This is a genomic window from Microbacterium sp. MPR-TSA4, assembly GCF_058792815.1.
Map to the genome: position 1 here is coordinate 1 of NZ_JBXAFF010000024.1, position 20,251 is coordinate 20,251.

The following is a 20,251-nucleotide window of genomic DNA, read 5'->3' on the forward strand; positions in this document are numbered from 1 at the left end:
CCCCGACATCCACCCCCACCTCCACGCCCACGCCGACGCCGACCGCGCCGGCGGGCTGTGTGACCGCGTCCAACGCGGACCACAAGGCGGCGGGCCGCGCCACGAGCTACGGCACCAACCCCTACAACCCGTACTACGCGGTCGGGAGCCTCGACTACCTGGGACAGGGGGATGCGACCGTGACGAGCCTGCAGCAGGTGTCGGCGACGCGGTGGACCAAGGTGGCCGGCTGCTGAGCCGACCCGCATAGGCTGGCCGGATGGAACGCGCCGAGCTCACCGCCCTGCTGACCGCCGACGGTCTGCGGCTGGTCGACGAGCTCGGCGCGATCGATTCCGCCGACGACGTCGCCCGCACGGTCTCACGGCTGCGCGCCGCGGGGCTGTCGCCCGAGCTGGTCTCGGCCGCCGTCGGCCAGGCGCGGCTGCGTACCCGCGCCCGCGCCAAGTTCGGCGAGTTCGCCGACCGCATGCTGTTCACGAGGGCGGGGCTGGAGCAGGCGACGCGGCTGTCGATCGCCGCCCGTCACGCCGGCCGCTTCCGCGATGCGGGCGTACGGCGCGTGGCAGACCTCGGATGCGGCATCGGCGGCGACGCGCTCGCCCTGGCCGGCATCGGGCTGGAGGTGCTGGCCGTCGACGCCGACGAGACCACCGCCGCCCTCGCCGCCTACAACCTGGCACCGTTCGGCGACGCGGCGACGGTGCGCCACGCCCGTGCCGAGGATGTGCCGCTCGACGGCATCGACGCCGTCTGGCTCGATCCCGCTCGGCGCACGGCGGGACACGTCGAGACCGCCCGGCTCGGCGCGGCCGACTGGTCGCCGTCGCTGGAGTGGGTGTTCCCGCTGGCCGCGCGGATGCCCGCGGGCATCAAACTCGGGCCCGCCTTCGACCGCGCCCTCATCCCGGACGATCCCGCCGGAGTGGAGGCCCAGTGGATCAGCGTCGACGGGTCGACGATCGAGCTCGTCCTCTGGACGGGCGCGCTGGCCCGCCCGGGGGTGCGGCGGGCCGCCCTCGTCCTCCGCGCGGGCGCCGCCTCCGAGCTGACGGCCGACGCGGACGCGCCCGACGCCGAAGTGCGCCCGCTCGGCAGATTCATCCACGAGCCCGAGGGCGCCGTCATCCGTGCCCGGCTCATCGGGGAGGTCGCGCGCCGGCTCGACGCCGGCATGCTCGCCCCGGGCATCGCCTATCTCACCTCGGATGCCGAGGCCACGAGCCCCTTCGTGCAGACCTTCCGCGTCCGCGAGCAGCTGCCGACCGATGTCAAGGCGCTCGCCCGCGCACTGCGCGAGCGCGAGATCGGCACGCTCGAGATCAAGAAGCGGGGCGTCGACGTCGATCCGGCCGCACTCCGCACGAAACTGAAGCTGCGCGGCCACGGCACGGCCACCCTCATCCTCACCCGCGCGGGGACGTCACGGGTGGCGGTGCTCGCCGACCGGGTGTGACCCCACGGCGGCGCCGTCAGCCGAACAGAGGCCCCTGGGTGGAAGCCCACCACAGCCATCCCGCGCTGTAGGCGAGCGAGAGCAGGCTCAGACAGAGTGCCCACACCGCGACGGCGCGACTCTCCCACGGCCGGCGAATCGCCACGATCGCCAGCACCGCGCCGACGAGGCCGATGAGGAAGCCCCAGCCCACGAGCATCGAGACGATGAGGCCCAGCACGGCGAAGGTGAGCGCCCACGGGGCGCTGCGCGGCAGGACCTCGGGCGGCGGCGCCCAGCGCACCTCGGGCTCGGGCATCCAGTTCGACTCCCCCTCCCCCGCGACCACGGGCGTCGCCAGCGGCACGGGCTGGGTGAACTCGCGCTGGAAGCCGCCCCGGTGCTCACCGGGGAGCGCCGCGGTCGCCGCGGGCGCCACGTCGTCGGAGGGCGCCTCGACGCGCGGCTCGGGCGGAGGTGCGGGGGTACGCTCGTCGCTCATCCGGCCACCTGGATCTCGGTCACGGGCAGGGTCGAGTCCGCACCGAAGCCGAGGTGCGAGGCCGGGCGTCCGTGAGCGATGAGCTCTGCAGCCAGCGCGGCGATCATCGCTCCGTTGTCGGTGCACAGGCTGAGCGGCGGGATGCGCACCGCGACGCCGGCCTCCGCCGCGCGCGTCAGCGCGACCTCGCGCAGGCGCCGGTTCGCGATGACCCCGCCGCCGAGGAGCAGCCGCGGCACGTCGTGACGCGCGCACGCGTCGAGCGCCTTCGTGACGAGCACGTCGACGACCGCTTCGCGGAACGAGGCGGCGACGTCGGACACCTCGGGTGCCCGCCCGTCGGCCTCGGCTTGCTCGACCCATCGCGCGACGGCCGTCTTCAACCCGGAGAACGAGAAGTCGTAGCGGTGCGCAGCCATGTCCGACGCACGCGACAGCCCCCGCGGGAACCGGATCGCCGCCGGGTCTCCGGTGGCCGCGGCGCGATCGGTCTCCGGGCCGCCGGGATAGGGCAGCCCGAGGATGCGCGCGATCTTGTCGAAGGCCTCCCCCGCCGCGTCGTCCAGCGTCTCGCCGAGCAGCTCGACGTCCGACACGAGGTCGCGCACGAGCAGCAGAGAGGTGTGACCGCCGCTGACGAGGAGCGCGATCGTCGGGTACTCCACGTCGTCGCCGGTCAACAGGTCGGCGGCGATGTGGCCCACGAGGTGGTTGACGGCGTACAGGGGCTTGTCCAGCCCGACGGCGAGCGCCTTCGCCGCGCCGATGCCGACCATGAGCGCGCCGGCCAGGCCCGGTCCGCTCGTGACGGCGACCGCGTCGAGGTCGGACAGAGCGATCCCCGCCTCCGCGACCGCGGCGTCGATCGCGGGCTGCAGCGCCTCCAGGTGGGCGCGGGCGGCGACCTCCGGCACGACGCCGCCGTAGCGGGCGTGCTCGTCCATGGAGCTCGCGATCGTGTTGCTCAACAGGGTGCGGCCGCGCACGATGCCGATGCCGGTCTCGTCGCAGCTCGTCTCGATGCCGAGGACGAGGGGTTCGGTGGCCGTCACGAGCACGCTCCCGCATCCGTCGAGGTGGCGCCCGCCGCCGCGGTGCGGGCGGCGGCCCACCCCACGAGGTCGAGCTTCATGACGACGGCGTCCACGTCGTCGGGCTGGTAGTAGCGGGGACGGCGGGCGATCTCGATGAAGCCCTCCGAGAGGTACAGCGCGGACGCCGTCGGGTTGTCGGCGCGCACCTCGAGGAACACCTCGCGGGCGCCGCGCTCGCGCGCCGCGTCGAGCAGGGCGCGCAGCAGCAGGCGTCCCCGGCCCCGTCCACGGGATGCCGCGGCGATCGCGATCGTCTGGATGTCGGCGTCGGCCGCGCGCGCGACGGCGCGCACCCCGCCGTAGCCGACGAGCCGGCCGCCCTCGACGTCGACGAGGTAGCGCGCGTGCGGCGACGCGAGCTCCTCGCGCATCATCGCCGCGCTCCACGCGTCGGTCGGGAACGAGGCGCGCTCCAGCTCCATGATGGCGGGCAGGTCGTCGGCCGCCGCGGGTCGCAGGCTCATCCGGCCGCCCCCGGCGGACGGGCGGCGGCGCTGCGCGGGAGGGTGACGTCGGGAGCGCGCAGATACAGCGGCTCGGGACCGGCGAGGGTCCGCCCGGCGGCCACCGCGCGCGCCGCGAGCACGGCGAGCACGGGCGCGCTGACCGCCGCGACGTCGTGTCGCACCGCACCGGTGCGGGCGAGGAGGTCGTCGATGTCGGCGCGGGGGCTGAGGGCGGGGCCGTCGGTGCGGATCGGGATGCCGTCGGCATCCACCCCCTCGTACACCGAGTACGCGACCTCGCGCCGGCGTGCGTCCGTGACGACGGCGAACCGCTCCGGCTCGGCGAACGGGTCGACCAGGGCGATGGCCAGAAGGATCTCGAGAGCGGCGGCGTCGTGGCTGGGCACGGCGACCACCGGCAGCTCCCGGGCCAGGGCGAAGGCCCGCGCCGCGGCGATGCCGACCCGCAGCCCCGTGAAGGGTCCCGGACCCATGCCCACCGCGACGTGGGTGAGCACGACCGGCTCGCTCACGCCGGTCTGACCGAGCGGACCGCGTTCGGCCTCGACGAGCGCCTGCCGCAGCAGGTCGCCGATGACCTCGGCATGGCCGAGCGGGTTCGCGCTCGCGCTCTCCGCCCGCACGGCCCCGTCGGGATCGACGATGCCGACGGCGGTGCCGAGCGAGGTGTCGATACCGAGGATCATCGTTCCAGGGTAGTCGGGGTGCGCGCGCCGGCGGGCAGGACGGCTCAGCCGTGGCGGGTGATGCGGACGAGGCGCGGGGCGGCGTCCTCCATCGCGGCCGCGTGGGGGCCGGCCGTGCCGCAGGCGTTGTCCACCCCGGTGCCGCTCCAGCCGCGGTCGATCTCGACCTCCCACCAGCGATCCGCCACGGCATCCGCGAAGGGCGCCGCCCACTCGGCGATGACCACGGCGTTCTCGAAGTCGATGTCGAGGTCGTCGAGCTCGCCGTCGGTGCCGAGACGATACGCGTCCACGTGGACGAGGGCGGGGCCGTCGCCCAGCGACGGATGGGTCCGCGCGATGACGAACGTCGGACTCTGCACGCGTCCGCGCACCCCGAGGGACGCGGCGATGCCGCGGGTGAGGGTGGTCTTGCCCGCCCCCAGCGGCCCCGTCAGCACGACCAGGTCTCCCGCGCGCAGGGCCGCTCCGAAGCAGCGTCCGAGGTCCTCCATGTCCGCGGGCGATGCGACCTCGCGCTCGCCGAGGAATCCGTCCAGTCCGCTCATGCGCTCCCCTCCCGCCGCGGCACGCGCGGGCCGATGCGCGTCACGATCTCGTAGTTGATGGTGCCCGCGGCATCCGCCCACGCCTCCACCGGCGGGGCGCCGAGGGTCGGGTCGCCGAACAGCACCACCTCATCGCCGACCGCGACCGGATGATCGCCGACGTCGACGACGAACTGGTCCATCGCGATCCGGCCCGCGACGGGGAACACCTCGCCGCCGATGCGCACGGCCGCCCCGCCCGAGGCGGCGCGGGGGACCCCGTCGGCGTACCCCGCCGGCACGAGCGCCAGCGTGGACTCCTGCGCGGTGCGGTGACGGTATCCGTACGAGACGCCCTGCCCGGCCGGCACCCGGCGGACGGCGGCGACGGCCGCGCGCAGCGTCATCGCGGGACGAAGGCCCAGGTCTGCCGATGTGCGCTCGGGGAACGGCGACAGCCCGTAGATCGACACGCCGAGCCGCACACAGCCGAAGCGCGACTGCGGAAGGGCGATCGCCGCGTGCGAGGCGGCGATGTGTCGCAGCTGCGGGGCGAGGCCGTGGGATGCCGCGAGCGCGAGCGCGTCGGTGAACCGCCCGATCGCGGCACGGTCGTCGTCGGCCGACGCGTTGGAGAGGTGGCTGAAGATCCCGATGACGCGCAGCCGCCCGATGCGCTCGAGCCGTGCGGCCTCCGCGAAGGCGGTGGCGTAGGCGGCCGGAGCCAGACCGTTGCGGCCGAGGCCCGTCTCGAGCTTGAGGTGCACGCCGACGGGACGGTCGCCGGATGCCGCGGCCGCGGCGGCCTGCAGCTGGTCGAGGCTCGACACGCCCAGCTCGACACCGCGGCCGGCGGCCTCGGCGAAACGGGCTCCGGGGGCGTGCAGCCACGCCAGGATCGGGGCGTCGATGCCGGCGCGTCGCAGCGCGAGCGCCTCGTCGATGTCCGAGACGCCGATCCGCCGCGCGCCGCCGTCGAGGGCCGCACGGGCCGAGCGGACCGCGCCGTGCCCGTACCCGTCGGCCTTGACGACGGCGATGACCTCGGATGCCGTCAGCTGTCGCAGATGACGCACGTTCGCGCTGATCGCGGACGTGTCGATGAGCGCTTCGCGCAGCACGCCCTCCGGAAGTCGGCTCACGCGTCCCCCTCGATGTCGCGGATGATCGGCCCGCCGCCCACCGCGGACTCGGCGACGACGTAGGCCGCGGCCAGTCCGGCGTCATGGCTGAGCGAGAGGTGGATCATGCCGATGCCGCGGGCGGCGACCGTCGCGGCGGTGTCGCCGCTGAGCGCGAAGACGGGGCGTCCCGAGGGCTCGCTCGCGACCTCGATGTCGGTCCAGTGCACGCCGTCCGAGCCGCCGAGCGCCTTGATCAGCGCCTCCTTCGCCGCGTAGCGCGCGGCGAGCGAGTGCGGCTTCAGGCGACGCTCCGCGGGCGCGAAGAGGCGCTCGCGCAGTCGCGGCGTGCGCTCCAGCGACCGCTCGAAACGCGGGATGTCGACGAGGTCGACGCCGATTCCGATGATCACGGCATCCCCCTGTTCTGCTCGGCGGCGTTGTGGTCGACCTGTTCTGCTCGGCGGCGTTGTGGTCGACGCCGCGTCGCCCGCGCCCCCGCCAGCCTACTGGCGCCGCATCCCGATCGCCGCGGCCGGCCTGCCCGCGCTCGCGCTCCCGAGAAACCACTCCCGCGCCGAGAAACCCGCCACGGAGTGGTTTCTCGGCACGCAAGATGCGTCTCGCGGTGCGGCGCGAGGCGCGCGGGTTACTCGACCGTGACGGACTTCGCGAGGTTGCGCGGCTGGTCGACGTCCAGGCCCTTCGCCGTGGCGAGGCCCATCGCGAACACGTGCAGCGGCACGACGGCCAGCAGCGGCTCGAACAGGGGCCCGGCGAGCGGGATGCGCAGCACCTCGTCGGCGAACGGGAGCACCGCGGCATCCCCCTCTTCGGCGACGACGATCACGCGGGCGCCGCGAGCGCGGATCTCCTGGATGTTGGAGACCACCTTCTTGTGCAGCTCGGCCGACTCGCGCGGCGACGGCACGATGACGAACACGGGCTGGCCGGGCTCGATGAGCGCGATCGGGCCGTGCTTGAGCTCGCCGGCGGCGAAGCCCTCGGCGTGGATGTAGCTGATCTCCTTGAGCTTCAGCGCACCCTCGAGGGCGATCGGGTAACCGACGTGACGGCCGAGGAAGAGCACCGACTGCGTGTCGGCCATCCAGCGCGAGAACTGCTCGATGTGCGCCTGCTCCTCGTCGAGCACGCGCTGGATCTTGCCGGGGACGGCCTCCAGCTCGCGCACGTGCAGCGCCTGCTCGGCGTGCGAGATGGTGCCGCGCACGCGCGCGACGTGCAGCGCGAGCAGGTACAGCGCGGTGATCTGGGCGACGAAGGCCTTGGTGGATGCCACGGCCACCTCGGGTCCGGCGTGCGTGTAGATCACGGCATCCGACTCGCGCGGAATCGTCGCGCCCTGCGTGTTGCAGATCGACAGCGTCTTCGCGCCGTGCTCGCGCGCATACTTGACCGCCATGAGCGTGTCCATCGTCTCGCCGGACTGGCTGATCGAGACGACGAGGGTGTCCTCGCCGATCACCGGATCGCGGTAGCGGAACTCGTGCGCGAGCTCGACGTCGACGGGGATGCGCGTCCACTGCTCGAGCGCGTACTTGCCGGTCTGGCCCGCGTACGCGGCGGTGCCGCACGCGATGACGACGATGCGACGGATGCCGGTGAACAGCTCGTCCATGCCGTCCAGCTCGGGGATGGTCACGGCGGCGTCGTGGAGGCGCCCGCGGATGGTGTTCGCGACGGCCTCGGGCTCCTCGGAGACCTCCTTGGCCATGAACGACGACCAGCCGCCCTTCTCCGCGGCGGAGGCGTCCCAGACGACCTCGAAGGGCTCCACCTCGACGGGCGCGCCGGCGAAGTCGGTCACCTCGACGCCGGCGGGGGTGATCGCCACGATCTCGTCCTGCCCGATCGCGAGGGCGTTGCGGGTGTGCTCCACGAAGGCCGCGACGTCGGATCCGAGGAAGTTCTCCCCGTCGCCGAGGCCGATGACCAGCGGCGAGTTGCGGCGGGCGCCGACGACGAGTCCCGGCTGGTCGCGGTGCATCGCGAGCAGGGTGAACGCCCCCTCCAGGCGCGCGACGACCGTGCGGAACGCGGCGACGAGGTCGCCCGAGGCCTGGTACTCGCGGCCGAGGAGGACCGCCGCGACCTCCGTGTCGGTCTCGGAGCGGAACGTGAAGCCCTCGCTGAGCAGCTCGGCCTTGAGCTCGGAGAAGTTCTCGATGATGCCGTTGTGGATGACGGCGAGCTTGTCGTCGTCGGCCAGGTGCGGATGCGCGTTCGCGTCGGTCGGGCCGCCGTGGGTCGCCCAGCGGGTGTGGCCGATGCCGGTGGTGCCGTCGGGCATGGGGTGGGCCGCGAGGTCGTCGCGCAGCACCTGGAGCTTGCCGGCGCGCTTGCGCATGTCGAGATCGCCCTGACCGTCGATCACGGCGATGCCGGCGGAGTCGTAGCCGCGGTACTCGAGGCGGGCGAGCCCGGACAGGAGGATGGCCTGGCTGTCGCGCGGGCCCACGTATCCGACGATTCCACACATGGGGTCCATGCTAGGTCCGGGTATTTGCGCGGATCCCTCACAAACGCCGTGAGATTGTGCTCAGAGTTTGCGCAGCCGCACCGACTCGACGGCGTGCGCCGCCGCCTTCTTCAGCACGAGGGTCGCCCGATGCCGCGTGGGCGCGACGTTCTCGCGGAGGTTCGGCAGGTTGATGTCGTTCCAGTAGCCGAGCGCCGTGGTCACCGCCTCCTCGTCGGAGAGCTCCGCGAACACCTTGAAGAACGAGTGGGGGTTGCTGAAGGCGCCGCGCCGCAGGGCCAGGAACCGGTCGACGTACCACTGCGCGATGTCGGCCTCGTCGGCATCCACGTAGATCGAGAAGTCGAACAGGTCGCTGACGGCGACGTCGTTCGGCGTCGGGGGCGGCGAGAGCACGTTCAGGCCCTCGACGATCACGACGTCCGGGCGGCGGACGGTGACGTGGGCGTCCGGGACGATGTCGTACCGCACGTGGGAGTAGAACGGCGCCCGCACCTCCGCCGCACCCGACTTGACCTCGGTGAGGAAGCTGACGAGGGCGCGCCGGTCGTACGACTCGGGGAACCCCTTACGGGCCATCAGCCCGCGCCGCTCGAGCTCGGCGTTGGAGTAGAGGAAGCCGTCCGTCGTGACCAGCTCGACGCGCGGCGTGCCGGGCCAGCGGCTCATCAGCTCGCGCAGCAGCCGCGCGATGGTCGACTTGCCCACGGCCACCGAGCCGGCGACGGCGACCACGAACGGCGTCGTCGAGTCGGGCTCGCCCAGGAACGCCGCGGTCTCGGCGCCCAGCCGCTTGGTGTTCTCGGCGTAGGTGCTCAGCAGTCGGCTGAGCGGGAGGTACACCTCGCGCACCTCGGCGAGGTCCAACCGGTCGCCGATGCCGCGCAACTGCACGACCTCGGTCTCACTGAGGGGGGTGGGGATGCCGGCCGCCAGCCGGGCCCACTCGGAACGGTCGATCTCGCGGTACAGCGAGTCGATGGCAGTCGTCTCGTCTTCGGTGGACATCGGGCCTACTCTATCCATGCGGCGGCTCCGCCCCGCGAGGGGATGCCGGGCCCGCGTCGGCTGTGACGGCGCGGAACCCATCTGTGGATACGCTGAACGCATGCGTCTCGGAGTCCTCGACATCGGCTCGAACACCGTCCACCTGCTCGTCGCCGATGTCCACCCCGGAGGACGCCCCCAGGCCACCACGAGCCAACGCACGGTGCTGCGCCTGATGCGCTACCTCGAGCCCGACGGATCGATCAGCGAGACGGGCGTGACGGCGCTGGTGGATGCCGTCACCCAGGCGCGCGCGGTCGCCCAGGCCGAGAACGTCGTCGAGCTGCTCGCCACCGCGACGAGCGCCGTGCGCGAGGCCACCAACGGTGCCGACGTGATCGCCCGGATCGAGGCGGCGCTCGGGCAGGAGCTGCAGGTGCTCGGCGGCGAGTCCGAGGCCCGTTTCACCTTCCTCGCCGTGCGTCGCTGGTTCGGCTGGTCGGCCGGCCAGATCCTGCTCTTCGACATCGGCGGCGGATCGCTCGAGGTGGCCTCGGGCGCCGACGAACTGCCGGACGTCGCCGCCTCCGTGCCGCTGGGAGCCGGCAGGTCGACGGTGGAGTTCCTGCCGCACGACCCGCCCGGGGAGGATGCCGTCGAGGTGCTGCGCGACCACGCGCGCGGCGTCCTGGCGCCCGTCGCCGAGCTCATGTCCGGCCAGCCGCGGCCGAATCACGTGGTCGGATCGTCCAAGGCGATCCGCTCCCTCGCCAAGCTCGCGGGCTATCCCGCCCCCGGCTGGAGCGGCAGCGAGCGGATGCTGCTGCCGCGCGGCGCGCTGGGCTCGTGGATCCCGCGGCTCGCGCGCATCCCGGCATCCGCTCGGCAGGAGCTGCCCGGCATCACCGCCGATCGCACGTTCCAGATCGTCGCGGCGGCCGTCGTGCTGCACACCGCGATGACCGCACTGGACGTCGACGAGCTCGAGGTGAGCCCGTGGGCCCTGCGTGAGGGCGTGCTGCTGCGGTACATCGAGTCGCTGAGCTGGCAGGAACCGGCCTGACGCCGCGCATCGACCGGTCGGGAGCTTCCCCGGCCGTCCGCGCGCGGCATCCCCGGGTCAGGAGGGGGAGCGACCCCTCCGTCTGGGGGATGCGGGGGGACATCGACGGAGGGGTCGCGCACCCCAGTCGTCAAACCCGTCGCACCCCGTCCCTGTCGGGTCAGGGCGCGGGGAATGGGCATGTGAGTGCACGCCCAGGGTAGAGTCGCCGCCGATCACGGCGCCACTGCTGCGGCGACGTTTAACAGACGCTTAACGTGCGGCGCCCACGGCGTTCAGCCGCGGACGATGTCCGCGAGCTCGTCGGCGATGCGCTGGGCGTCCTCCTGCGAGGCTGCTTCGACCATCACCCGCACCATCTGCTCGGTGCCGGAGGGGCGGATCAGCACCCGTCCGCTGTCGCCGAGGGCCGCTTCGGCGACCTGCACGCCCGCCAGGACGTCCGCATCGGTCGCGCGCGAGCGCTCGACGCCGCGCACGTTGATGAGCACCTGCGGGAACACGGTCATCACCGCGGCGAGCTCGGCGAGAGACCGGCCCGTGCGGGCCATCTCGGCGCACAGGTGCAGGCCCGTCAGCACCCCGTCGCCGGTGGTCGCGTAGCGGCTCATGATGACGTGCCCGCTCTGCTCGCCGCCGAGCGAGTAGCCGCCCTCGTTCATCCGCTCCAGGACGTAGCGGTCGCCGACGGCCGTCTGCTCGACGGCGATGCCCTGTGCGGCCATCGCGCGGTGCAGTCCGAGGTTGCTCATGACGGTCGCGACGAGCGTGTCGTTCTTCAGCCGCCCGTCGCGCTTCATCGCCACGGCGAGGATCGCCATGATCTGGTCGCCGTCCACCAGGGTGCCGTCGGCATCCACCGCGAGGCAGCGGTCGGCGTCGCCGTCGTGGGCGATGCCGACGTCGGCGCCGGTGCGCACGACCTCCGCGGCGAGACGCTCCATGTGCGTCGAGCCGTAGCCGTCGTTGATGTTGATGCCGTCGGGGTCCGCGCCGATGACGGTGACCTTCGCCCCGGCGTTGCGGAACGTCTCGGGCGAGACCCCGGATGCCGCGCCGTGCGCGCAGTCGAGCACGACGTGCAGGCCGTCGAGGCGGTGGGGAAGGGAGGCGAGCAGGTGGATCGCGTAGCGGTCCTCGGCATCCGAGAAGCGCACCACACGACCGACGTCGCCGCCGGTCGGGCGCAGCTTCTCGCCCGACATCGCCTCTTCGATGCGCCGCTCGACCTGATCGGGGAGCTTGACGCCGCCGCGCGCGAAGATCTTGATGCCGTTGTCGGGCGCCGGATTGTGGGATGCCGAGATCATGACCCCGAAATCGGCGTCGATGTCGCCGATGAGGTAGGCCGCGGCCGGCGTGGGCAGCGTTCCCGCATCGAGCACGTCGACGCCGGAGGAGGCGAGACCCGCCTCGACCGCCGCGGACAGGAACTGGCCCGACACGCGGGGATCACGCGCGATGACGGCGGTGAGCCGCTTTCCCGCGGCCTTGCGCGCCTCGGCGATACGGCCCTGGCCCAGGACGACGGCAGTCGCCTGGGCCAGGGTGAGCGCGAGGTCGGCGGTGAGGGGGCCATTGGCCAGGCCCCGCACACCGTCCGTCCCGAACAGCGCCATGAAGCTTTAGCGCTTCGAGTACTGCGGAGCCTTGCGGGCCTTCTTGAGACCGGCCTTCTTGCGCTCCTTGACGCGAGCGTCGCGCGAGAGGAAGCCGGCCTTCTTCAGGGTCGGGCGGTTGTTCTCGGCGTCGATCTCGTTGAGCGCACGGGCGATGCCCAGGCGCAGAGCGCCGGCCTGGCCCGAGGGGCCACCACCGGAGATGCGCGCGATGACGTCGTAGCCACCGGCGAGGTCGAGGACCGTGAACGGGTCGTTGATGAGCTGCTGGTGCAGCTTGTTGGGGAAGTAGTCCTCGAGGGTGCGACCGTTCACCGTGATGGTGCCGGAGCCCGGGATGAGGCGGACGCGCGCGATGGCCTGCTTGCGGCGGCCGACGGCGGCACCGGGAACCGACAGCACCGGGCGGGGCGCGGCAGCGGCCTCGACCGGGGCGCTCTCGGTGGTGTAGCTCTCCGCGTTGTCGAGGGTGTTCTCTTCGATGGAGTCAGCGATCTTCGCCATGAGTTGTCCTTATGTCTCTCGGCGCGCTTACTGGGCGACCTGGCCGAAGGTGTACGGGGTGGGCTGCTGGGCCGCGTGCGGGTGCTCGGCGCCCACGTAGACCTTCAGCTTCGACAGCTGCTGGCGGCCCAGGCTGTTCTTGGGGAGCATGCCGCGGATCGCCTTCTCGACGGCGCGGACCGGGTTCTTCTCGAGGAGCTCGGCGTACGAGGTGGCCGTGAGGCCGCCCGGGTAGCCCGAGTGGCGGTAGGCCATCTTCTTCTGGAGCTTCTGACCCGTGAGGGCGACCTTCTCGGCGTTGACGACGATGACGAAGTCACCGGTGTCGATGTGGTTCGCGAAGGTGGGCTTGTGCTTGCCGCGGAGGATGGCGGCGGCGTGCGAGGCGAGGCGTCCGAGGACGACGTCGGTCGCGTCGATGACGACCCACTCACGGGTCACTTCACCGGCCTTGGGGGTGTAGGTGCGCGTCACAGTAGTGCTGCTTTCTTGATTCGAACGGAGAGGTTCGTGAATCCCGCTCCGGGGTGGTTCGCTGCGCGGTGACGGTGCACGATGCAGGGGAACACGCCAGTGGAGGGCTCACGTTCGCGGTGCCGGCCGCAGGCAGCGCGAGCACCAAAGGGAGAGTCTACGCCATGCGGATGCCGCGGCAAAACCGGACGTACGACGGGCGCCGTGAGAAAAAGGGCGACCGAGGGGCCGAAGGGATACTCCGGGCCCCTCGGTCGCGGCGGCCGCACGCGGGGGGTCGGCGACCGCCAACCGGTCGTGTGGGGACACTACCGGGGGCTGAGGGATCTTCAGCGGACGCCGGTGACGGCGCCGCGTTTATCGGTAACCAGCCTACCGGGCGGAGGGGCTCTGCACCGTAGCCCCGGCCGGAGAAACATCCGTCGCCGCGAGGCCCGCTGCGAACTGCTTGATCCAGGGTCGTAGCTCGGGTCCGAGGTCGTCGCGGTCCACGGCCAGCTGCAGGATCGCCTTGATGTAGTCGACCCGGTCGCCCGTGTCGTACCGGCGACCGCTGAAGACGACGCCGTAGACGCCGGGGCCCTCGGGGTCGGCCGCGAGCTCGCGGAGGGCGTCGGTGAGCTGGATCTCGCCGCCCTTGCCGGGAGCGGTGTGCGCGAGCACGCCGAAGACCTCGGGGCCGAGCACGTACCGGCCGATCACCGCGAGGTTCGACGGCGCCTCCTCGCGGGACGGCTTCTCGACCAGATCGAGCACCCGGTACGAGCCGTCGGGGTCGCGGTCGCCGACGGTGGCCACGCCGTAGAGGTGCACCTGTTCGGGGTCGACCTCCATCAGGGCGACGACCGCTCCGCCGGTGCGCTCGTGCACCGCGAGCATGGTCGGCAGCAGCGGGTCGCGCTCGTCGATCAGGTCGTCGCCGAGCATGACGACGAAGGAGCAGTCGCCGACGTACGAGGCGGCGCGGGAGACGGCGTGACCGAGGCCGCGCGGCTCGCCCTGGCGCGTGATGTGGATGTCGGCGAGCTGCGAGGAGTGGGCGACCTTGCCGAGCTTGGCCGTGTCGCCCTTCGTCGTCAGCGCCGTCTCGAGCTCGGGAACCGAGTCGAAGTGGTTGGCGATGTTGTTCTTGTTGCGGCCGACGATGATCAGCACGTCGCGGATGCCGGCGGCGACCGCCTCCTCGACGACGTACTGGATGGCCGGCTTGTCGACGACGGGGAGCATCTCCTTCGGCATCGCCTTGGTGGCGGGAAGGAACCTCGTGCCGAGACCGGCGGCGGGGATGACGGCTTTGTAACGGGGGGACATGCGATCTCCTGCGGGGCGTAGGGGGGTGTGCTCCGAGGCGTCCGGGGACGCGCGCGTATCGCGAGCATAGCGAACGACGTCACATCGTCTGTGACGGGGATGCGACGGCTCGATGACGAGCGCGGACGTGGCCGACGAGGGCGGACTCAGGCGTGCGCCGCGAGCGCCGGAGCCGGGATCATCGACTCGAGCACGACGTCGTCGCCCTCCTGATACAGGAGCGTGCGGCCCGCGAACGGGCGCATCGGCATGACGGCGCGCGGCAGCGCGCCGGAGGACGCGACACGCACGTGCAGCACGCCGTCGGCGCCTGTCGTGATCTCGATGCGCGCCGCGCGCGCACCGGAGTGCTTGACCGCGTTGACGAGGGCCTCGTTGACGACCTCGGTGACGATCGGTGCCGCCTCGGAGCGTTCGACGGCAGCGACGGCACCGTCGTCGATGCGGGTGTCGAGATGCATGATGGGCTCCCAGCCCGCCAGCATGCGTCGCAGCTCGCCGCCCGACTCGATCTCGGCGGCGCGCACCGGGGCGATGACCTCGTCGAGGGCGCGATCCGTCTCGGAGCGGAAGCGCGCGATCTCCCGCGCCGTCGGGGCGTTCTCGTCGACGTGTGCCGCGAAGATCACGCACCGCCCCTGCACCCGTCCGTGCAGGGTGGATGCCGCCTGGAGCAGCGGCAGCTGCGCGCGGCGGGTGCGGTCGGCGAACTCCCCCGCGGCGCGGGCGAGCTCGACGGTGGAGCGCGCCGCCTCCTCGCGTGCGCGCCGGCGCGTGTCGATGGCGAGCGCCAGGACGGTCGCGGCGAGCGGCATCGCGACCAGCGGGATCAGCATGATGGCGCCCGTGTCGGGCAGCAGCAGGTGTCCGACGGCGGTCGTGGCGGCGCCGGCGAGGATCCAGACCAGCAGGAAGGCGATGCCGCGGGTGCGCGGCGCAGCCGTCGGCAGCGCGCGCAGCACGGCGCCGGCGGCGAGGTCGACGAGCACGACCGCGACGGCCGCGGCGAGCACACCCACGACGTCGGGCAGCGTGACCAGGAACGGCGCGCACATGAAGAGGTAGAGGACGCCGACCCACAGCAGCGGCGTGGGCTGCAGCCGCTCCACGCCACGGCGGCGCGCGGCCGACAGCGGCCGCGGCGTCCACAGCGCAGGCACCGGAGGGCTGGCCGCAGCCAGCTCCTCGAGGCGGTGGCTGGCGGTGCGCACCTGCTCGGAGAAGTCTCGGACGGCGTCGAAGTCGACGGTGCCGGCGAGCATCGCGTCGCGTTCGGTGCGCAGCTCGGCGACCATGCCGCGCACGACCAGTCGCGCATCCCGCTCGTCGTTCAGGACCTGCTGGCTCGCGGCATCCAGTCGACCGAGGGCGTGCGCGAGCCGGTCGACCGTGGCCCGCGTCTGGGAGTACTCGGTCGTGATGATCGCGATCAGGGAGAAGAGGCCGAACGCGACGACGAGGTTGGTGCCCGTGCGGGCGAGCCACACGCCGTTCGAGTGGCCGTGGAAGACGATGCCCACGAGCATCTCGTTCAGGACCGGACGGACGAGGGCGACGGCGACGAGGGTCGTCGTGACGAGGATGCCGCGCGCACGGTGATCGCGCATGCGGCGTTCGGCTGCGGCGACGGCGAGGACGGGCAGTGCCAGCAGGGTCCATGCCATCGCGGCGGCCGCGACGCCCTGGCCGTAACCGTCCGGACGGCCGTCGACGACCGGGACGAGCAGGAGCGTCGCGATCGGCAGCGACACGATGGCGCTCCAGCGCGTGAAGAAACGACCGCTTCCCGCCGCATCCCAGTACGCTGACACGACGTTGATCGTGCGCGACCCACCGCGGGCCATCAGGTGCACCCCAACATTCCTACCCCCAAGTAGTAGTCAGTGTAGCCATTCGTCTACATGATGGGGAGAGGAAGTTCCTTATAATCCAGCGTCTATTCCGTCGCACCGGAGCGGCCCCGATTCGAGGAGCCTGACATGACGGACGAGCCCGCTCCGGCACACCGCCGCACCCGGTGGGCGGCGCGCGTGAGGGATCCCCTCGCCTGGCTGTCGGTCTACGCGGTCGCCCTGGCGCTCGTCGCGTTCTGGCCTGTGCCCGTCGACTCTGGCGCGCGCCCCTTCCTGCGGGCGGTGACGGCGCTGTTTCCCGCGCTGACCTCCGCGCGGATCGAGTTCGTGGCGAACATCGTCATGTTCGTCCCGCTGGGGTTCCTGCTGACCGTGATCCTGCGACGCCGGCGCTGGATGGTGCTGCCGATCGCGTTCCTCACGACGGTCGTCATCGAGACCGGCCAGGCGGTCGCGCTCGCCGCCCGCACGCCGAGCGTGCTCGACGTCGTGGCGAACACGGCGGGTGCGTGCGCGGGGATGCTGCTGGCCGCCCTCGCCGAGCGGCTCGCGCGTGCACGCACGCGGCCGCCCGCGGACGCTCCCGAGCCGCCGCGCGGCTAGCGACGCGGGCGGACGCCGGGCTCCGGAGGGCGCGAGGCCTCCTCGACCGCTTCCTCGAGCCACGTCTGCAGGCGCCACGCGGGGACGCGGAACATCCGCGAGATGGTCGACAGCGGATAGCCCGCCTCGAGCACGGCGGCCACGGCGAACTGTCGCATCGAGTCGAAGTCGCGGTCGGCGAGCGCGCCGGTGCGCAGATCGGCGAGCGAGCGGGGACGCGATACCGGCGCGCCGGATGCGGCGCCGGCGTCCGCCGCGATGCCCGGTGACGGTGCGGAGGCGGAGGCGGAGGCGGAGGCGCGCGCGCTCGTGGCCGGTCGCGCCGGGTGCGGCCGCGCGGGCGGCGGCGTCCGAGGTCCTTGCGGCGCGGGCTCGGCGGGCGCCTCGGGGGTGACCGCAGGCTCGGCCGATGCCGGCGCCGTCGCCGGCGCGGCTGCGGGCTCCTCCGTCGATGTCACCGTCTCATCGACGCCGTAGGCCGCGATCCGCTGCTGGCCGTACTGCACGATCGCCTGCTCCAGCAGGCGTCGGAGCTGCCGGTGCCGCACGCGCCGACGCCACAGCAGCGGCACGCCGACCAGGGGGATGACGAGCACCGACAGCCACATCCACGCCATGGGGTGGGCGTTGAGCCACGTGACGAAGTCGGAACGGAACTCCCACGTGCGCGTGTCGTTGCCCTGGACGGTCGGGGCGGCACCGTCCGAGGTCGCGACGGCATCCTGACCGATGCCGCCGAGGACGTTCTTCGCGACGGTGACACGGCCCTCCCCCACGACGGCGACCGCGTTCCCGAGCCCGACGGTGATGTCGTTGTGCTCCACGTCGGCGACCGAGGCCGCGACCCGGAGCGCCGCCCCCTGCCCGTGGAGGACGTTGCCGGTGACCACGGCCGGCACGACGCCGTCGGCGATGACGACGGCGGGCTCCGCCGAGGAGGTGAGATCGCAGCCGACGATCTCGAGGCGTTTCGCGGGGCCGTTGGCCCGCACGGCGGCGGCGGTCTCGCGGGCCGTGACGCCGGTGAGGATCGTGCCGTCCGCCTCCTCGAGGAGCAGTCCGCCGCGGGCGTTGTCCGCGAACGTTCCTCCCTTGACGGCGAACCCGCTGCTGCGGTCGGTGCCGTAGCCGGCGGCCGTCGGCCCCGTCGCGAGCGCCCGTCCGCTCAGGCGCAGGCCGTACTCGCCCGAATCGCAAACGGTCGCGTCGCCGATGCCGACGGTCGAGGAGCCGCCGCCCACCTGGATGCCGTCATCGCCGGACGCGTCGACGTCCACGCCCGAGAGCGCGACGCGCTGCGACTGGCCGGTGACGGCCACGCCGGAGACCTCGGCGGCGATCGACGAGAAGGAGGTCACCGTGGTGTCGACGACGCCCGAGAGGAAGAGCCCGTAGTGCGAGTCCTCGCTGGACACCCGCGCGAGGTCGGCCCGCGCCGATCCGGTGTCGCTGCCGGTGACGGCCAGCCCGCCGGTGCGTCCGCTCCAGAACCCGAGGTGGTCCACGTGCACGTCGGACATCGTCAGCACCCCGTCGCGCACGCGGAGGTAGGCACGCCCATCGTCGGTGGCGTCGTCGGGGGCGCCGGCCTCGGCATCCCACCCCGTGATCGTGAGCGGCGCATCGGCGCCCCCGTGCAGGTCGAGCGACCCGCCCCAGGCGACGATGCTGACGAAGCCGTCCGACCCGCTGTGCAACCGCAGCGTCGCACCGGGCTGCACGAGGGAGAGGGTGGCACCGGCACGGACGACGACGTTGCGCGTGAGGGCCCACGTGTTCTCGCCGTCGGGGGCGGCGGCGCCGGCATCCACGAGGTCGCTCAGTCCGTAGGGCGCGTCGCGGGCCGCGAGCACGACGGTGCCGAACGTCGAGAGCGCCGCCGGGTCGCCCGGCGCGACGCGGCTCAGCCCCGCGAGGCGTCCGTCCTCGCGGGCGACGGCGACGGCGGGATCGGGGGCGACGGGCGGCGCGTACGTGCCGGCGGTGACCTGCGCGGCGAGGCCGCTCATCGCCGTCGCCACGGCGGTGGCGGTTCCCGGAGGAAGCGTCGGCACGGGCGCGGCCGTCGGCGACGCCTGATCCCACGGGTACCCCTTCTGGTGGATGAGGGGGCCGACGAAGACGATGAGGAGGACGAAGACGGCGATCGCCGACACCACGACCACCCGCCCGAGCACGTGGCGCGTGAGCGTGGTGTCGCCGCGCTCTTCGCGGGTGAAGCCGTCGGGCGCGCTCATGACGCGGCCGTCGCCGCCGGAGGGCCGTCCAGACTCGCCTCGGACTGCCCCTCGCCGCCCTGCTGCGTGGCGGAGCGGGTGAGCCAGCCCTGCTTGTTCATCGTGAACAGGGCATAGACCTTGATCGGCAGGGCGATGAGGATCGTGACGGCGGCCACGAGCGGCAGGACCACGATGTCCTCGGGGCGACGCCAGAGGTGCGAGACGCCGCGGATGCCGCGACCGATGACGACCCACACGAACGCCAGGAGGAGGGCGAGGGCGGGTTGGGGCGAGCGGATCGAGAGGATGATGTAGGCGACCGCCACTCCCATCGTGAACGGCGTCATCAGGATCTGCATCATCGTCAGCTGAGAGATGAAGGGCGTGCGGAACACCCATCCTTTCCCGATGGCCGTGAGGTAGCAGCGGTAGGAGTTCCTGCTCCACCGCACCCGCTGCTTCACGAAGGCGCGGAAGGTGGAGGGGAACATCGAGAGGGCGCGCGCATTGTCCTGGTGGGTGACGCGGAAGCCCTGCGAGAGCACCAGCCAGGTCATCCGCCCGTCGTCGCCGGCGACGCACTCGCGGCCGAAGAAGACCTCGTGCTCGAGCTGCTCGACCTGTGGGACGATCACGGCCGCTCGATACGCCGCCGTGCGGCCGGACGCGCAGATCACGCCCCCGTAGCGCGCCATGGCCGGAACGTAGTCGTAGTAGCGGAGGTCGATGATCCAGTCGGCGACCCGCCGCCACACGCTCGACCGCGGGCGGTAGACGTTCTGCCGCGTGCTGACGGCGCCGACCGCGGGGTCGATGAAGGGCATCTGGATCGCGTCCAGCATCCCCTCCTCCCACGCCGTGTCGCTGTCGACGAAGATGACGAGCTCGGTGTCGACCATCCGCATCCCGTGACCGAGGGCCGATCTCTTGCCGTGGTGGTGGAACAGCACCGCCTCGACGCCGCGGAGGGCCAGGGCGTCGATCCTGGCCTTCGCCTCCAGGTCGGCGACGTCGAGCACGATGATGATCCGCGAGGGCCCCTGGCGATGCCAGGTGTGCAGGCAGCGGATGAGGACGTCGGGGTCTTCGTGGTACGACGGCACGACGACGGTGACGGTGGTGCGATAGTCGTTGACGACCGGTCGCGTCATCATCGCGAGCACCTTGCGGAGGATCCAGAACGACCAGGAGATCAACCCGAGCACGCCGAAGGGCAGCATCCAGAGCGCATGCTGAGTCAGCAGTTCCATCGATCCTCCGGGGCTTCGGGGGGTCCCCACATCGTG

The 20,251-nt window shown here is 72.5% G+C and carries 19 protein-coding genes and 1 pseudogene; 4 read left to right on the forward strand and 16 right to left on the reverse strand.

The features are described 5' to 3' along the window. Window positions 1–236 (forward strand): annotated as a pseudogene (locus AC1Q49_RS10805) (plasmid partitioning protein); the annotation flags it as partial. A 23-nt stretch (window positions 237–259) separates the two neighbouring features. After that, window positions 260–1,456 (forward strand): THUMP-like domain-containing protein, encoded by a 1,197-nt coding sequence (locus AC1Q49_RS10810; RefSeq protein ID WP_492492104.1) that lies wholly within the window; start codon window positions 260–262, stop codon window positions 1,454–1,456. A 16-nt stretch (window positions 1,457–1,472) separates the two neighbouring features. Here the strand turns inward: AC1Q49_RS10810 and AC1Q49_RS10815 are convergent, their stop codons facing one another. The 9 genes from AC1Q49_RS10815 to coaA all read right to left on the reverse strand — a co-directional run bounded on the left by AC1Q49_RS10815 (window position 1,473) and on the right by coaA (window position 9,340). Beyond that, complete coding sequence (locus AC1Q49_RS10815) at window positions 1,473–1,937, reverse strand: hypothetical protein (protein WP_492492106.1); 465 nt, start codon at window positions 1,935–1,937, stop codon at window positions 1,473–1,475. Further along, window positions 1,934–2,989: a tRNA (adenosine(37)-N6)-threonylcarbamoyltransferase complex transferase subunit TsaD gene (tsaD, locus tag AC1Q49_RS10820; protein ID WP_492492108.1), complete on the reverse strand. Its 1,056-nt coding sequence runs from the start codon at window positions 2,987–2,989 to the stop codon at window positions 1,934–1,936. The genes AC1Q49_RS10815 and tsaD overlap by 4 nt, the downstream gene beginning before the upstream one ends. After that, window positions 2,986–3,495 carry a ribosomal protein S18-alanine N-acetyltransferase gene (rimI, locus tag AC1Q49_RS10825; RefSeq protein ID WP_101306839.1) on the reverse strand — a complete coding sequence of 170 codons (510 nt, stop codon included), beginning with the start codon at window positions 3,493–3,495 and terminating at the stop codon, window positions 2,986–2,988. The genes tsaD and rimI overlap by 4 nt, the downstream gene beginning before the upstream one ends. After that, window positions 3,492–4,184: a tRNA (adenosine(37)-N6)-threonylcarbamoyltransferase complex dimerization subunit type 1 TsaB gene (tsaB, locus tag AC1Q49_RS10830; RefSeq protein WP_492492111.1), complete on the reverse strand. Its 693-nt coding sequence runs from the start codon at window positions 4,182–4,184 to the stop codon at window positions 3,492–3,494. Before tsaB ends, rimI begins: the two co-directional genes overlap by 4 nt. 44 nt (window positions 4,185–4,228) lie before the next feature. Next, a complete protein-coding gene (gene tsaE, locus AC1Q49_RS10835; protein WP_492492113.1) occupies window positions 4,229–4,732 on the reverse strand; it encodes a tRNA (adenosine(37)-N6)-threonylcarbamoyltransferase complex ATPase subunit type 1 TsaE in 504 nt (167 codons plus the stop codon). Next, a complete protein-coding gene (alr, locus tag AC1Q49_RS10840) occupies window positions 4,729–5,853 on the reverse strand; it encodes an alanine racemase (RefSeq protein WP_492492115.1) in 1,125 nt (374 codons plus the stop codon). The genes tsaE and alr overlap by 4 nt, the downstream gene beginning before the upstream one ends. Continuing rightward, window positions 5,850–6,245 carry a holo-ACP synthase gene (locus AC1Q49_RS10845; RefSeq protein ID WP_205283434.1) on the reverse strand — a complete coding sequence of 132 codons (396 nt, stop codon included), beginning with the start codon at window positions 6,243–6,245 and terminating at the stop codon, window positions 5,850–5,852. The genes alr and AC1Q49_RS10845 overlap by 4 nt, the downstream gene beginning before the upstream one ends. Window positions 6,246–6,481: 236 nt before the next feature. Beyond that, on the reverse strand, window positions 6,482–8,332 hold the full coding sequence (glmS, locus tag AC1Q49_RS10850) for a glutamine--fructose-6-phosphate transaminase (isomerizing) (RefSeq protein ID WP_101307271.1): 1,851 nt from the start codon (window positions 8,330–8,332) through the stop codon (window positions 6,482–6,484). A gap of 60 nt (window positions 8,333–8,392) precedes the next feature. Beyond that, the gene (gene coaA / locus AC1Q49_RS10855; protein ID WP_060960316.1) at window positions 8,393–9,340 is read right to left on the reverse strand and encodes a type I pantothenate kinase; all 948 of its coding nucleotides are present in this window, start codon (window positions 9,338–9,340) and stop codon (window positions 8,393–8,395) included. Window positions 9,341–9,440: 100 nt separating this feature from the next. On the opposite strand from coaA, the gene AC1Q49_RS10860 reads away from it, so the two are divergent. Then, the gene (locus tag AC1Q49_RS10860) at window positions 9,441–10,382 is read left to right on the forward strand and encodes a Ppx/GppA phosphatase family protein (protein ID WP_492492118.1); all 942 of its coding nucleotides are present in this window, start codon (window positions 9,441–9,443) and stop codon (window positions 10,380–10,382) included. A 275-nt stretch (window positions 10,383–10,657) separates the two neighbouring features. On the opposite strand, the gene glmM is transcribed toward AC1Q49_RS10860, so the two are convergent. The 5 genes from glmM to AC1Q49_RS10885 all read right to left on the reverse strand — a co-directional run bounded on the left by glmM (window position 10,658) and on the right by AC1Q49_RS10885 (window position 16,134). Further along, entirely contained in the window at window positions 10,658–12,001 is a 1,344-nt protein-coding gene (glmM, locus tag AC1Q49_RS10865; RefSeq protein ID WP_060960314.1) for a phosphoglucosamine mutase, read from the reverse strand. A 6-nt stretch (window positions 12,002–12,007) separates the two neighbouring features. Beyond that, a complete protein-coding gene (gene rpsI / locus AC1Q49_RS10870; RefSeq protein ID WP_005050408.1) occupies window positions 12,008–12,505 on the reverse strand; it encodes a 30S ribosomal protein S9 in 498 nt (165 codons plus the stop codon). Between the two features lie 27 nt (window positions 12,506–12,532). After that, window positions 12,533–12,979, reverse strand: a complete 447-nt coding sequence (gene rplM / locus AC1Q49_RS10875) for a 50S ribosomal protein L13 (RefSeq protein ID WP_060960312.1) — start codon at window positions 12,977–12,979, stop codon at window positions 12,533–12,535. Between the two features lie 372 nt (window positions 12,980–13,351). Continuing rightward, window positions 13,352–14,290: a UTP--glucose-1-phosphate uridylyltransferase gene (locus AC1Q49_RS10880; protein WP_060960311.1), complete on the reverse strand. Its 939-nt coding sequence runs from the start codon at window positions 14,288–14,290 to the stop codon at window positions 13,352–13,354. A gap of 146 nt (window positions 14,291–14,436) precedes the next feature. Continuing rightward, window positions 14,437–16,134, reverse strand: a complete 1,698-nt coding sequence (locus AC1Q49_RS10885; protein WP_492492162.1) for a sensor histidine kinase — start codon at window positions 16,132–16,134, stop codon at window positions 14,437–14,439. Between the two features lie 135 nt (window positions 16,135–16,269). Here AC1Q49_RS10885 and AC1Q49_RS10890 point away from each other — a divergent pair, with 135 nt between their 5' ends. After that, window positions 16,270–16,746, forward strand: a complete 477-nt coding sequence (locus AC1Q49_RS10890) for a VanZ family protein (protein WP_492492122.1) — start codon at window positions 16,270–16,272, stop codon at window positions 16,744–16,746. Here the strand turns inward: AC1Q49_RS10890 and AC1Q49_RS10895 are convergent. Then, window positions 16,743–18,983, reverse strand: a complete 2,241-nt coding sequence (locus AC1Q49_RS10895) for a right-handed parallel beta-helix repeat-containing protein (protein ID WP_492492124.1) — start codon at window positions 18,981–18,983, stop codon at window positions 16,743–16,745. The two genes, AC1Q49_RS10890 and AC1Q49_RS10895, sit on opposite strands and share 4 nt — an antisense overlap. Beyond that, the gene (locus AC1Q49_RS10900) at window positions 18,980–20,215 is read right to left on the reverse strand and encodes a glycosyltransferase (RefSeq protein ID WP_205283439.1); all 1,236 of its coding nucleotides are present in this window, start codon (window positions 20,213–20,215) and stop codon (window positions 18,980–18,982) included. The genes AC1Q49_RS10895 and AC1Q49_RS10900 overlap by 4 nt, the downstream gene beginning before the upstream one ends. Between the last annotated feature and the right edge of the window lie 36 nt (window positions 20,216–20,251).